Annotated in this window: 12 protein-coding genes and 2 pseudogenes; 11 read left to right on the top strand and 3 right to left on the bottom strand. The window is 56.9% G+C overall.

What is annotated here, in order from left to right; translation table 11 throughout:
• Positions 1-26 precede the first annotated feature (26 nt).
• A complete protein-coding gene (locus tag O1V66_RS06060) occupies positions 27-1,187 on the bottom strand; it encodes a PQQ-dependent sugar dehydrogenase (RefSeq protein WP_082051013.1) in 1,161 nt (386 codons plus the stop codon).
• A 328-nt stretch (positions 1,188-1,515) separates the two neighbouring features.
• Between O1V66_RS06060 and O1V66_RS06055 the strand changes: the two are divergent.
• The 7 genes and pseudogenes from O1V66_RS06055 to O1V66_RS06025 all read left to right on the top strand — a co-directional run bounded on the left by O1V66_RS06055 (position 1,516) and on the right by O1V66_RS06025 (position 8,028).
• A pseudogene (locus tag O1V66_RS06055) lies at positions 1,516-2,591 on the top strand (sugar ABC transporter substrate-binding protein).
• Between the two features lie 210 nt (positions 2,592-2,801).
• Positions 2,802-3,200 carry a CidA/LrgA family protein gene (locus tag O1V66_RS06050; RefSeq protein ID WP_045048223.1) on the top strand — a complete coding sequence of 133 codons (399 nt, stop codon included), beginning with the start codon at positions 2,802-2,804 and terminating at the stop codon, positions 3,198-3,200.
• Positions 3,197-3,890 (top strand): annotated as a pseudogene (locus tag O1V66_RS06045) (CidB/LrgB family autolysis modulator). Before O1V66_RS06050 ends, O1V66_RS06045 begins: the two are co-directional and overlap by 4 nt.
• Before the next feature lie 247 nt (positions 3,891-4,137).
• Positions 4,138-5,592: a M20 family metallopeptidase gene (locus O1V66_RS06040; RefSeq protein ID WP_045048033.1), complete on the top strand. Its 1,455-nt coding sequence runs from the start codon at positions 4,138-4,140 to the stop codon at positions 5,590-5,592.
• A gap of 49 nt (positions 5,593-5,641) precedes the next feature.
• Entirely contained in the window at positions 5,642-6,358 is a 717-nt protein-coding gene (locus tag O1V66_RS06035) for an ABC transporter permease (protein WP_045048034.1), read from the top strand.
• On the top strand, positions 6,358-7,083 hold the full coding sequence (locus O1V66_RS06030) for an ABC transporter permease (protein ID WP_045048035.1): 726 nt from the start codon (positions 6,358-6,360) through the stop codon (positions 7,081-7,083). The genes O1V66_RS06035 and O1V66_RS06030 overlap by 1 nt, the downstream gene beginning before the upstream one ends.
• An 87-nt stretch (positions 7,084-7,170) precedes the next feature.
• Entirely contained in the window at positions 7,171-8,028 is an 858-nt protein-coding gene (locus tag O1V66_RS06025; protein WP_045048036.1) for a transporter substrate-binding domain-containing protein, read from the top strand.
• Positions 8,029-8,053: 25 nt separating this feature from the next.
• Here the strand turns inward: O1V66_RS06025 and O1V66_RS06020 are convergent, their stop codons facing one another.
• The gene (locus O1V66_RS06020) at positions 8,054-9,118 is read right to left on the bottom strand and encodes a LacI family DNA-binding transcriptional regulator (RefSeq protein ID WP_045048037.1); all 1,065 of its coding nucleotides are present in this window, start codon (positions 9,116-9,118) and stop codon (positions 8,054-8,056) included.
• A 205-nt stretch (positions 9,119-9,323) separates the two neighbouring features.
• On the opposite strand from O1V66_RS06020, the gene O1V66_RS06015 reads away from it, so the two are divergent.
• The 4 genes from O1V66_RS06015 to O1V66_RS06000 all read left to right on the top strand — a co-directional run bounded on the left by O1V66_RS06015 (position 9,324) and on the right by O1V66_RS06000 (position 12,996).
• Complete coding sequence (locus tag O1V66_RS06015; RefSeq protein ID WP_045048224.1) at positions 9,324-10,151, top strand: ABC transporter substrate-binding protein; 828 nt, start codon at positions 9,324-9,326, stop codon at positions 10,149-10,151.
• A 78-nt stretch (positions 10,152-10,229) separates the two neighbouring features.
• Positions 10,230-11,039 (top strand): amino acid ABC transporter permease, encoded by an 810-nt coding sequence (locus tag O1V66_RS06010; protein WP_045048038.1) that lies wholly within the window; start codon positions 10,230-10,232, stop codon positions 11,037-11,039.
• A gap of 2 nt (positions 11,040-11,041) precedes the next feature.
• The gene (locus tag O1V66_RS06005) at positions 11,042-11,815 is read left to right on the top strand and encodes an amino acid ABC transporter ATP-binding protein (RefSeq protein ID WP_045048039.1); all 774 of its coding nucleotides are present in this window, start codon (positions 11,042-11,044) and stop codon (positions 11,813-11,815) included.
• A 56-nt stretch (positions 11,816-11,871) separates the two neighbouring features.
• The gene (locus tag O1V66_RS06000) at positions 11,872-12,996 is read left to right on the top strand and encodes an NAD(P)/FAD-dependent oxidoreductase (protein ID WP_045048040.1); all 1,125 of its coding nucleotides are present in this window, start codon (positions 11,872-11,874) and stop codon (positions 12,994-12,996) included.
• Positions 12,997-13,011: 15 nt separating this feature from the next.
• On the opposite strand, the gene O1V66_RS05995 is transcribed toward O1V66_RS06000, so the two are convergent.
• Positions 13,012-13,800 carry an ABC transporter ATP-binding protein gene (locus tag O1V66_RS05995; protein WP_045048041.1) on the bottom strand — a complete coding sequence of 263 codons (789 nt, stop codon included), beginning with the start codon at positions 13,798-13,800 and terminating at the stop codon, positions 13,012-13,014.
• Between the last annotated feature and the right edge of the window lie 73 nt (positions 13,801-13,873).

The raw sequence follows: 13,873 nt of genomic DNA, 5'->3' as shown, positions 1-13,873 counted from the left end.
GCGAGGCTGCTATCATCGCGTCAAGTTTACTTAGGCGACAGCTTCAGCAATTTACCGTCAGTTTCGTCGGTCAGGACATAGACGTATCCATCCGGCCCGACCTGCACCTCACGAATACGCTGACCCAAATCGGTCAGGCCGCGCTTTTCATTCAACACTCGCTTGTCATTGACTCTCAACTGAATCAGCGTGGTCTCTTTAAGTGCGCCGACAAACAGCAGGTCTTTCCACTGCGGGAATTTATCGGAGGTATAGAACGCCATCCCGCTCACGCCCGGCGAAACGCGCCAGTAATAAATCGGGTCTTCCATGCCGTCGATGTGCGAGCCTTTGGCTTCGGGAATGGGCAGGCCGGAATAGTTGATGCCGAACGTCGCCACCGGCCAGCCGTAGTTGCTGCCCGCCTTGAGAATATTGACTTCATCACCGCCGCGCGGACCATGCTCGGTTTCCCACAGTTCACCTGTCTTCGGATTAATCGCCAGCGCCTGCGGATTACGATTGCCGAAGGTCCAGATTTCAGGGCGTGCGCCGGTGGTTTTGACGAACGGATTATCCTGTGGAATACCGCCTTCCGGCGTCAGGCGAATCACCTTGCCGCGCAGAGAGCTCATCTCCTGCGCCTGACTGCGCTGATTGTTGTCACCCAGCGACATCAGAATATTACCCTGTGCGTCGAACACCAGACGGCCGCCGAGGTTGATGCCGCTTTCAAGCGCCGGAGTTTCAACAAAAATCGTCTTGAAGTTTTCCAGATGCAGCCCGTCTTGCGACAGAGTGCCATAACCCAGCTCCGCATGCGGCTCGCCCTTGTCATCCTTTCTGGCATAACTTAAATACACACGGCGGCTGCTGGCAAAATCGGGAGCCAGACGAACATCCCAAAGCCCCGCCTGACTTTCTACCCACACCGCCGGTACGCCGGTGAGCGGTTCGGAGAGCGGTTTTCCGGGCTGCCACAGGCGCAAGTTTCCGCTGCGCTCGGTAATAAGTGCGCCCTGATTATCAGGAAGGAAGGCCAGCGACCAGGGATGATTCAAGCCGGTGAGTTCGGTTTGCACGTCGAGGGCCAATTTCGGTACGGGCTTGCCCGCAGCCTGGGCGAGCGCAGCACCCGGCGTTGCCAGCACGCCAGCCACCAGCAGCCAGGGCCAGACACGGGCGGATAAATGAGGGGAACGAGCCATCGGATAATCCTTTTAGAGCGACAAAATCTTATTCTAGCCGACTAATCACGCCATATTGTATAGAGACTGTAAATTAGAACGCGGCTAACCCTCTGAAAATTCGGCCTCCCTAAAATCTCACCGCCTCAGGGGTAACAAAATGCATATAGCTTAAAAGCATAACCAAGGCGCGAAAAATACTAACTCGAGGTTATTCCCCTGCATTTCATAAGCCGCTACTATGCTTGTGAAATTAGACACCTAGCCTTATGGATGTCTAAATAGTTGAATACTGCTCGCCTCTTGTGCGCCTTATTGATTTTTCCTGCCAACGCCTGACGGAGTAATAATGAAAAAAATGTCCGCGTCACTGCTTGCACTAAGCCTGTATGCCGCCGTTCCTGCCTTTGCCGCAGAACAGGCAACGGTCGCCGCCGTGCCTGCCGCCATCGCGCAGCACAGCGGTCCCGTGCGTATTGCCGTGATCCGCAATCTGGGTTCCGACGACAACACCACGCAGTTTCTGGCCGGTGCCATCAAGCAGGGTCGCGCATTAGGCTTCAAGGTCGATACCTTTTTGAGCAACGGCGACGACGCCAAGTTTCAGGATTTCGTCAATCAAGCCATTAGTCAGAAATACGACGGCATTATTCTTTCTCAGGGTCGCGGCCCCTACTCCAATAATCTGGTCAAGCACATTACGGCGGCAGGCATTGCCGTCTCCGTATTCGATACCGAAGTCACCGAAGGCACGCCGGGCGTGACCGTGACGCGACAAGATGATAAATCCCTGACTCAGGCTTCGATGGGCGAACTGGTCAAGGACTTCAACGGCAAGGCCAATATCGTTCGCCTATGGGTGGCCGGTTTCCCGCCGATGGAACGCCGCAACGTCACCTACCAGCAGATTCTTAAAGATAATCCGGGCATTCATCAGCTGGAATCCATCGGTGCGGTCTCATCCGACGTGCAGGGCGACACCGCCAATCAGGTCGGTGCTCTGCTAGCCAAATATCCAAAGGGCAAGATAGATGCGATTTGGGGCGCATGGGATGCTTTCAGTCAGGGCGCATACAAGGCGCTTAAAGAGAATGGCCGTACCGAAATCAAACTTTACAGCATCGATGCCTCGAATCAGGATTTGCAGCTGATGCGCGAGAAAGACAGCCCGTGGAAATTCACCGCGGCGGTGGATACCCAGCTTATCGGTGCCGTGAATCTGCGTCTGGTCGCGCTGAAGATTGCCGGTGAAAAAACGCCGTCTACCTACGAGTTCCGGCCCAGGTAATTCCGCAATCCCTGCTGCTGAGCCAGCCGGGTGCCGTCAACGTCAATGCGCTGGGTAAAATTATTCCGGGCTGGGGCAAGTCGGAAGACTTTACCGCGCCGTGGTTCGCCACACTGGAAGCCAAGTACAAGAAGTAGTCGTCAACCGCCTTGTGCAGCCCGCCCGTCGTCATGACAGGCGGGCTTTTCTATTTATGTCCTTCATCATGACGTTAGGCCCTTTCTGTCATCACCTTGTGGTATCACGTTCAACATCTGCCAGGAAAATTGCAGATGTGATGGCGATCACACTGGCAAGCCGATAAGTTTAATTGTATGATGAATGCATATTTCGACTGGGGCAAGGTTATGAAATCCGCACTCTCTCTACCTATCCAATATATTCGGGCATTTATTCTGATTTATGCCTGCCTTTACGCAGGGAATGCTGTTTCAGCCCTGCTTCCGCTCACCATTCCGGGCAGTATTATCGGCATGCTGATTCTGTTTGTGCTGCTCTCGACGCAAATCCTGCCCTATAAATGGGTCAAACCGGGCTGTAGCGTGCTGATTCGCTATATGGCGCTGTTGTTTGTGCCTATCGGCGTGGGCGTCATGAACTATTACGATCAACTGCGCAGTCAGTTCGGGCCGCTGGTCGTCTCCTGTTTTGTCAGCACCTTTATCGTGCTGCTGGTGGTCGCCTACTCGTCACACTATATGCACGCCGAACGCGCCACCGTGGTCAAACCGGAGGATAAGCCATGAGTGAAATCTGGTGGTCGCTGCCGTTGACGCTGGTGGTGTTCTACATCACCCGTCGGCTGGCGATGAAATTTCGTATGCCGCTGCTGAACCCGCTTTTGATGTCGATGGTGATTATCATTCCTCTCTTGCTGGTGATGCAGATTCCGTATGCGCGCTATTTTGCGGGCAGCAAAATCCTCAACGACTTGCTGCAACCCGCGGTCGTCGCGCTGGCTTTCCCGCTCTACGAGCAACTGCACCAGATTCGCGCCCGCTGGAAATCCATCATTGGCATCTGCTTTATCGGCAGCGTGGTGGCGATGACAACGGGTACCGCGATTGCGCTGTGGATGGGCGCTACGCCGCAGATTGCCGCGTCTGTCCTGCCGAAATCCGTGACTACGCCGATTGCCATGGCGGCTTCACAGTCCATACACGGCATTCCGGCCATCAGCGCCGTATGCGTTATCTTCGTCGGCATTCTTGGTGCGGTATTTGGTCACACCCTGTTGAATCTCCTGAAAATAACCACCAGGGCGTCGCGGGGACTGGCAATCGGTAATGCCTCTCACGCACTCGGGACGGCGCGCTGTGCCGAACTCGACTATCAGGAAGGTGCCTACAGCTCGCTGGCGCTGGTCATTTGCGGCATTATCACCTCGCTGCTGGCCCCATTCCTGTTTCCCGGTTCTGCTGAAACTCTTTGGTTAACACACTGGCACCCTGCCCATTGCGGGGTGCTGCACCAACACCTCTCAGGCCGATTTCAAAACGGATCATTTTAGTTCGCCCTGCCTATATTGACCGGGCACGTGTTCGCCACATTCTGCGCGCCCTGCGACTCCCGCTTATTGTCTAAATGTTTCAAAATGTTGGCCTCTTTATTGCTTGGTGACTTATTGCGTAGTCATGGACAGGTACCGATCTGTCTCTTTCACAGCCAATAAGGATTTTTGCCATGCAGCCAACCGATGCTTCGCCCTCAGCCGCAGACAGCGCCCTGCTTCAAGAAATTTGGGCGCTTATCGATGAGAAGAAAGCGATATTCTGGGATCTTAGCGACCGTATCTGGGCCACTCCCGAAGTGAATTACACCGAATTCAAATCTGCCGCCGCGCACCGCGAGCTGTTAACGCAGCAAGGTTTTCGCGTGACCGAAGGCGTGGCCGGTCTACCGACGGCGATGATCGGTGAAGCGGGTTCCGGCGGGCCAGTTATTGCCATCATGGGGGAATACGATGCGCTGCCGGGCCTCAGTCAACAGGCCGATGTCGCAGAACCTCTGCCGCTGGAAGAAGGCGGCAACGGTCATGGCTGCGGACACAACATGCTGGGTTCCTCGGCGCTGCTGGCAGCTACCGCAGTCAAGGATTTTCTCGAGGCTCGGGGTCTTGCCGGTCGGGTGCGCTATTACGGTTGTCCGGCGGAAGAAGGCGGGTCGGCCAAGGGCTTTATGGTGCGCGCCGGCCTGTTCGACGACGTGGATGTCGCTATCTGCTGGCATCCCGGCGCGTTCAACTGCGTCATGGACGCCAATTCCCTCGCCTGCAACGAACTCAACTACCACTTCACCGGCCGCGCCGCGCATGCCGCCGCGTCTCCTCATCTGGGCCGCAGCGCGCTGGACGCCGTGGAGCTGATGAACGTCGGCATCAACTATCTACGCGAACATATGCCCAACAGCGCCCGCATTCACTACGCCATCACCGACAGCGGCGGTTTTTCACCCAACGTGGTGCAGGCCCGGGCGACGGTGCGTTATCTGGTCCGCACACGCACGCTGCCGGAACTCACCGCGCTGCTGGCACGCGTCGATGACGTCGCCAAAGGCGCGGCGCTGATGACCGGCACCCGCATGAAAAGCACTGTGCTGAGCGGTGATGCCAACCTGATAGGTAACCGCCCGCTTGAAGAACTGATGCACTCGCACCTGCTGCAACTCGGCGGTCCGGGCTTTGATGAGGCGGATAGCGCCTACGCCGCGCGTTTTCGTGAATCGATGGATGGAGAGGAAGTGCGCAGTGCCTATCAGCGCATGAGTATTCCTGCAAAATCCGATGAACTGCTGTGCGACTACGTGCTGCCGCTGGATCGCCCCGAGAGTTCGCTGATTGGCTCGACCGATGTCGGCTCTGTAAGTTGGGTCGTGCCGACCGTTCAGTGTCGTAGCGCCACCTACACTATCGGCACACCGGCTCACTCGTGGCAACTGGTCGCACAGGGGAAATCCGCCCTGGCGCACAAGGGGCTTGCACATGCCGCCAAGCTGATGGCGAGCACGGCGATAAGTCTGTTGACACAGCCTGCGCTGATTGACGACGCCAAGGCCGAGCACGCACGTCGTCTTGACGGCACGCCGTTTGTGAATCCTATTCCCGACGAAGTACAGCCGCCGTTTCCGGACAGCCACTGAGTCCTGAACGGGCGGATAACACGTTGCCGGATAACACAAGGAGCGCGAGATGGGGAATTTGGGATTTTTGAATACATTGAGCTTCGGGCCGGGCGGTTGGGGGCCGATGCTGTTATCCGGCGCGCTGATGACCGTCGCTCTGTCACTGTCCGGCTTTTTGCTGGCCGCTGTGATAGGCGGCGTATTCTCGTGGGCAAAGATTTGCGGCAATCGCCCGCTGCGCTGGTTTGCCGACGGCTATACCACTGTAGTACGCGGCATTCCCGACCTGTTGATTATCTATCTCCTGTATTTCGGCGGCAGTCAGTTGCTGACCCATCTCGGCAAGCTGTTTGGCGAAGGTCAGTTCATCAGTTTTCCGGGATTTCTGGCGGGCATGCTGGCCGTAGGCATTGCGGCGGGCGCGCAGCAGACGGAAGTGTTTCGCGGGGCCTTTTACGCCATCGCGCCGGGTGAACTCGAGGCAGCGCGGGCCTTTGGCATGAGCACGCCGGTGCGCGTTCGCCGCATTGTCATTCCTCTTTTGCTGCGCCACGCCTTGCCCGGCATGGGGAACGTCTGGCAGTTGGTGCTGAAAGCCGCAGCGCTGGTATCGGTCACGGGTCTTGCAGAATTAATGAACAAGGCACAGACGGGCGCAGGCTCGACCGGCAAGCCTTTCGATTTCTACTGCGCCGCCGCCCTGCTGTATCTGCTGATTTCGGCCTGTTCGGGCTGGTCGCTTCGACAAGCCGAGATGCGCTATTCGCGCGGAGTGAAACGCTGATGGACATGGAATTTCTTGTCGATACCCTGTTTCAGTTGCTGCCCGGCATACCGCTAACGCTGGAGCTGACCTTCTATTCGGTACTCGCAGGGTTTTGTCTCGCGCTGCTGCTGGCCTTTGCGCGTCTTTCGCCCTACCGCTGGCTGAGCGCACCTGCACGACTTTATGTGTTCTGTTTTCGCGGCACGCCGCTGCTGGTGCAACTCTTTCTGATTTACTACGGCATGGGCCAGTTCGAGAGTGTTCGCCAGAGCTTTCTCTGGCCGCTGCTGCGTGAACCTTTCGGCTGCGCGTTGCTGTCCCTGTCGCTCTGTACGGCGGCCTACGGCAGTGAAATCCTGCGCGGTGGCTTGCAGTCCGTGCCGCACGGTGCGCTCGAAGCCGCCCGCGCCTGCGGCATGTCTCGCCTGCTCATGGTGCGACGGATTATTTTCCCCATCGCCATTCGTCAGGCTCTGCCCGCCTACGGCAATGAACTTATCTCTATGGTGCAGTCCACGTCGCTGTGTTCCATCATCACGCTGATGGATATCACGGGCATTGCCGCACAGATTATTTCCGACACCTATCGCGCCCTTGAAGTCTTTCTGGTCACGGGTGCCCTTTATCTGCTCATCAATCTGGTGATAAGCCGTCTGGTGATGCTGCTGGAGTACCGAATCACGCCCCATCTGCGTGCGCCGGTGACGCGTCCACGCAAGAAACCCCTTGGCGAGGTGCATTGACGCGTCCTGCGTTGCCGATTTCCCTGCCAACCGGCAGATATCCCGCTGTAACTTTGAATCCATGCATGACGAAAGAGGTTGTAAAACATGAAATTGGCAAGCTTGGTTAGTGCTTTGTGCTTAACGGCGTCGCTGGTCATCAGCGTTAGCAGTCATGCCGAGGAAGGTAAAAAATGGACCGTGGTCAAAATCGCCACTGAAGGCGCTTTCCGCCCTTTTAACTTCACCAAACCCGACGGCACGCTGGACGGTTTTGAAATCGATCTGTACAAGATTTTGTGCCAGAAGATGAGCGTTAAATGCGAAATTGTGGTGCAGCCTTTTGCGGGCATCATTCCAGCGCTCAATGCCGGAAAGTTTGACGCCATCATCGACGGGCTGTCTGCCACCGATGCCCGCAAGAAAATCATCGATTTTTCGGTGCCATACAGCAATGCGGGGCAAACTTTTGCCGTCTTGAAAAGTAGCCCGCTGGCGCAGTTGCCGGATCTCGGCCAGCGCTTTTCGCTGACAACCGATGAAGCCGGTGCAGAGGCCGAAGTGAAGAAACTCGCCCCGCTTCTGAAAGGCAAAGTCGTGGGTGTGCAAGGCTCGTCAATTGGTCAGCAGTTCCTGGAAAAGTACATGAAAGGCATTGTGACCGTTCGCCAGTACAAGACCACCGAAGAGCACGATCTGGATTTGAAATCAGGGCGGGTTGACCTCGTCTTCGCGTCTGCGACCTATCTGACCGGTGCCAAAGCCAAGGCAGGCAATGAAGAGATGCAGATGGCAGGCCCGCAGTTTATCGGCGGTCTGCTCGGCGCAGGATCGGCGGTCGGGATTCGTAAAAGCGATCCGGAGCTTAAAAAGATGTTTGACGAGGCCATCTTGCAGACCAAGCAGGACGGCACGCTGAAAACGCTGGCAATGAAGTGGTTCGGCACAGATACCGTCCCGCAGTGAAGTCTCTCGCAATCGGGTGAGTGGATTAAATCTGGCCTATCGATCGACGCGGAATGAACGCCGCGTCGAAATTCGGCATCACACCGGCCTCTTCACCACGCAAGTCACAGATTATCCGCCTTGCCGCCTCTCTGCCCATCTCGTACACCGGCTGGGCTATTACCGACAGCGGGGGCGAAACGATTTCCGTCCACGGAAAGTTGTCAAACATCACAAACGAGAGATCCTGCGGCACCTTGAGACCCCGATTGCCCAACTCGCGCAGCACACTCATCGCAATCAGGCTGTCTGAGGCAATCAGCGCGCTGGGCGGCACGGCGTGGTGGAACAGGTCGTCGATAATTGCGGCGATGGCCGCGTCGCTGCTGGCACGGGTTTTAATAAGGCCGGGAACAAATGCCACCTCCCGTTCGGCGAACGCCTGTTCCATTCCCGCCACGCGCTGCGCCACCGGCGTCAGGCCCAATTCGGACGAAGAGACAAACGGTTTGTCGAGCGTCATGCTGGTTAAATAGGCGATGCGCCGATGCCCGGCATCAAGCAGGGCCAATGTAGCCTGTCGCGCGGAGGCCGTGAAGTCGACCATGATGGTTTCCACCGCCAATCCCGGCACGCCGCGGTCAAACAGCTTCAACGCCCTGCCGTCGGCAAGAATTTGTGCCAGATGCGCGCTGTCGGCGGGCAGTGACGAACATGGCGCAATGATGATGCCATCGACCTGCTTCTCAAGCATGACTCTCACCGCGTCCTGCTCGTCCGCAGCCGTTTCATCGCTGTTGCCGAGCAGCACATGGTAACCCGCCTGCCGCGCGACATCGGCAATTCCGCGCAGCGCCAGACCAAAGTGCGGGTTTTCGATATCGCCCACAATGACGCCCAGGGTATTCGAGCGCCCGGTATTCATGCTGCGGGCCAGTTCATTGGGACGATACGCCAGCTTTTGCGCAGCCGCCATCACCCGCGCCAGGACGTCTTCACTGACCGACCCATAGCCGCCCAAAGCCCGCGCCGCCTGCGCTTTCGAGACTTGAGCCTCTCGCGCGACATCGGCCACGGTCGGCGCTTTACTGCGAATGTTGCCAAGACTCATAAGTTATTCGTATCACAGGTTGCGTTAAGGGAGATTGACGTTTCGATAATGCCGTTGCTAGTATCATCATAACTGATTTGAGACCGGTCTCACAAACGATTCCACTCGCTTATCAGCACCTGCATTGAGAACGGCTTATCATAAAATCGACAGTAAAGCCGCCTCACGTGTCGTTGATGTTAACTACAACAAAAACGGACTCACCATGAAATCGCAAAAGACCCTGATTAAGCTGGCCGCTGCACTGATAGCCTCAGTGTCACTCTTTTCACTTTCAGTCCCCTCTGCGTCGGCGGCGGGTAAGCAGGACAACCCTTACGGCCTTATCCAGCCCGGCGAACTGCGTGTCGCCAGTCTGGGTGATGCCAAGCCTTATACCTTCACTGATGCCTCGGGCAACTTTACCGGCTTCGACGTCGAATTCTTTACCGATGTCGCCAAACGTATCGGCATCAACAAAGTCGTGTTTATCGGTCAGGATTTTGCCGGCATTCTGCCTTCGGTCGCCAATGGCCGCTATGACGCCGGTGTCGCAGCCATTGGTATCACGCCCGCCCGTCAGAAAACCGTGGATTTCTCGCAAGGCTATCTCGCCGGTTATCTGACCGTTCTCACCCGCAAGGATTCGGGCGTTACCGATGTCAACTCACTGGCGAAACACCGTATGGCGGTGGTTCAGGGCACCTTGCAGGAAAACTATGCGGTTCAGCACTTTACGCAGACCGATCTGGTGCGTTTCCCGGACAACAATGCCGCGATATCGGCACTTAACAACGGCACGGTCGACGCGGACTTTCTGGATTACGAAGCGGCAAAGGATTACGCCACGCGCTTTAATCTGATCCACGCAGCCGATATTCCTTCCTTCGACGCGCCTGCCGGTTTTGCCATCGCCAAAAACAAACCCGAATTCAAGGCGGCGCTGGATAATGCTATCAAGGCATCCATGCAGGACGGCACCTGGAAAAAGCTCTACGAGAAATGGTTCCCTGGCTCGCCGATGCCAAAACAGTACCTGCCGGACGCCAGCTAACCCGCAGTCGTTACGACGTTTCTCTTCTTACATCCCGCGGTGGGGGCAACCTCACCCCGTTAAAGAGCGAGTCCCCGTATGAGTCTCTTTGAAATGCTTTCCCGCACCTTTTTCGATTTTCAATCGATGGGCGAAGTGTTGCCGCAGTTGCTGAAAGTCGGGCTTGTCAATACGCTCATCATCTCGATAGCCGCGACGCTGCTGGGCACCTCCATTGGCCTGATTCTGGCGCTGATGGGCATTTCACCCTCGCGCTGGCTGCGCGTGCCTTCCCGTATTTACACCGATCTGTTTCGCGGCCTGCCGTCAATTCTCACTATCTTGCTGATAGGTCAGGGGTTGGCGCGCTACAGCTATGAGCTGTTTGGTCCGTCGCCCTATCCGCTTGGCATTTTTGCCCTGAGCCTGATTGCCAGCGCCTACATGGGCGAAATATTTCGCGCCGGAATTCAAAGTGTGGAGAAAGGTCAGCTCGAGGCGTGCCGCGCCCTTGGCATGAGTTATGGCCGCGCCATGCGACTGGTGATTATCCCGCAGGGCATTCGTCGTGTGCTGCCTGCGCTGGTCAATCAGTTTATCGCCATCATCAAGGACTCTTCGCTGGTCTATCTTTTAGGTTTGATGGTCAACGAACGCGAGCTGTTCCGCGTGGGACAAGACGCCGCCGTGCTGACCGGCAACCTGTCGCCGCTGATGCTGGCCGGTTTGTTCTATCTCGTTATTACGGTGCCGATGACGCATCTGGTCAACTATGTCGATGACCGTTTCCGCACGGGACGCCGCAAGATGACGCGACCGGTCAGCAGCCTCAAGGAAGTCGACGAGCTGCAAAAAATGGACCCACGCGGCGGCGGCAGCAACGCCTTCACTATCGAGCGAGGACAATAATCATGACGATGACAGACACGCCTGCTTCCCGCGTTGAAACGCCTGCCTTTCATGGCGCCAGTGTGGAAATCCGTGATTTGACCCTGGCATTCGGCGACATTCAGGTGCTGCGTAACGTTTCACTCAACGTCGCGCCCGGCACCACAACCTGCATTATCGGGCCGTCGGGTTCTGGAAAATCCACGCTGCTGCGCGGCATTAACCGGCTGCACGAGCCACAGTCCGGCGATGTGCTCGTCTCGGGGCGGTCGGTACTGAAAGACAAACCTGACGCTCTGCGTCTGCGCATCGGCATGGTGTTTCAACATTTCAATCTTTTCCCGGACCACACCGCGCTGGAAAACGTGGCGATGGCCCCCTGGAAAATCAAGAAGCTGCCGAAAGCCGTGGCCTATAAGCTGGCCGCCGAGCGACTGAAAGAGGTAGGTCTCGAGCAGCGCGCCGATCATCGTCCGCGTTATCTCTCGGGCGGACAGCAGCAGCGCGTGGCGATTGCGCGCGCGCTGGCGATGGATCCCGAAGTGATGTTGTTTGACGAAGCCACCTCCGCACTGGATCCCGAACTGGTAAAAGGTGTGTTGAATTTAATGGCGGACCTGTGCCGCCGGGGCATGACCATGATTGTCGTCACGCATGAGATGGGCTTTGCCCGTAAAGTGGCGGATCAGGTGGTGTTTATGGATGAAGGGGAAATCGTCGAAGCCGGTACACCCGAGCAGATTTTTGACCGTCCGCAGTCTGCGCGTCTTCAGCGCTTTTTATCCGAGGTGCTGTGAACGCAGTCGGGTCACAGCAGCGTGAACTATCATTTTGTTTCGAATAGGAAATCTCCATGTCAGTTGAAAATGTAAACAACAGTGCCATTGTTCTGGGTGGCGGCATTATTGGCGTCTCGAGCGCCGTCCACTTGCTGCGCCGTGGCGTGGACGTCACCTTAGTGACCGATGCGGCACTGGCGTCGGGCGCATCGGGCCGTTCACTGTCATGGCTGAACTCGGCCGCCGACCGCACTCAGGAATACCACGCTATCCGCATGGCCGGGATTGACCGCTACCGCACGCTGTTTGCCCAGGATCCCTCTCGCGAGTGGCTCCGTTTCGATGGCGGACTGTATTGGGGCAAAGACAGGCAGGCGGAGACGCAGGCGCGTTATGCCTATGAAACGGCACACGGTTACGCCTCGCAGTTAACCGGGCCAGATACAGTGGGCAAGATAGATTCGCAGGTGAATGCCGAGGCCGTAGGTGAACCTGCCCTGTTCAATCCGGGCGAGGGCTGGGTGAGCCTGCCGCATCTGGTCAATTTCCTGCTGGTCGAGTTCCATAAACTCGGCGGTCAACTGGTGGAACATGCGGGTCAATGCTCGGTGTTGACCGATGCCAGCGGCAAGGCTACGGGTATTCGCACCAACAATGGCGAGAGCTTTAGCGCCGACGCGGTGCTGGTGGCCTGTGGTCCGCAAACCCCTGACGTCGTCGCTCCGCTCGGCGTGACCATTCCGAACGATTCTCCGCTGTCGATGCTGGTGATAACCGCGCCGGTCGAAGACAACATCAAGGTGGTGATGAATACGCCGCGTGTCGCGCTGCGCCCGAATCCGGGCAAGACACTGGCGCTGGACCACGACTGGTACGAATCTTCCATTACCCGTGATGAACAGGGCAACTACACCATTCCCGAGGCGGTGGTCGATGAACTGGTCGGCGAAGCGGCAAAAGTGCTGGCAGGCGACAAGGGACTGAAAGCGGCAAGCTGGAAGATTGGGTTAAAGCCGATTCCGGGTGACGGCAATCCGGTACTGGGTGAACTGAAAAGCGTACCTCATTGCTTTGTGGCCTTCACCCATTCGGGCGCGACCCTCGGGCTTATCGTAGGCGAACTGCTGGCCAGCGAAATCGCCAGCGGCAAGAAACACCCGATGCTGGCGACCTTCCGGCCGGAACGTTTTGACGTTTAACGGCACCTTTTCGCCTCAGGCCGATTGCAGATGAGGTGAAATAAACTGCTGAAAACGCGGCGACCCCTCCGAGCCAAACAGCGCCCGAGGGGCGCCTTTACAGTCAATCGCTCCCTGATGTAAAAACACCACCTGACTGGACACGCTGCGGGCAAAAGCCATTTCGTGAGTTACCACCAGCATGGTGCGCCCTTCTTCCGCCAGACTGCGCATCACTTTGAGCACTTCGCCTACCCGCTCCGGGTCCAGCGCCGAGGTCGGCTCGTCAAACAGCATGACCTCGGGGTCCATCGCCAGTGCACGGGCAATCGCCACCCGTTGTTTCTGGCCGCCGGACAACTGCGACGGATAATAATCTTTTCTCTCGAACAACCCGACTTTCTCGAGCAACGCCTCTGCCTGCTCGATACAGGTTTTTCGCGGACGTTTCAGCACATATCGCGGCCCTTCCATCACATTTTCCAATGCCGTCATATGCGACCACAAATTGAAATCCTGAAACACCATGCCAAGCCGTGAACGTATCCCCTCGACCTGTCGACGACTCACCGGTTGCTGAACGCCACGCGCATCGCGCTTCATGTGAATAATGTCGCCGCCAACCGCAATCGTGCCGGAATCGGGCGTTTCAAGGAGATTGATGCAGCGCAGAAAGGTGCTCTTTCCGGAACCACTGGCCCCGAGAATCGAGATGACATCTCCCTTTCGCGCATCGAGCGAAATGCCTTTCAGCACCTCGTTTTCGCCAAAGGATTTATGAATGTCGATTGCTGACAGCGTGATGTGCGGATAATTCGGGTGCATCGGCCTCTCCCTGCTCGAGATTTAATAATTCAATTAAAAATGAAGCAAGAAAGAGGCCAACCCCCTGATTTCG

Source organism: Rouxiella chamberiensis, from assembly GCF_026967475.1.
Lineage (GTDB): Bacteria > Pseudomonadota > Gammaproteobacteria > Enterobacterales > Enterobacteriaceae > Rouxiella > Rouxiella chamberiensis.
Note: the sequence above shows the minus strand (reverse complement) of the source record. Positions and strands in the feature narration are given on the sequence as shown.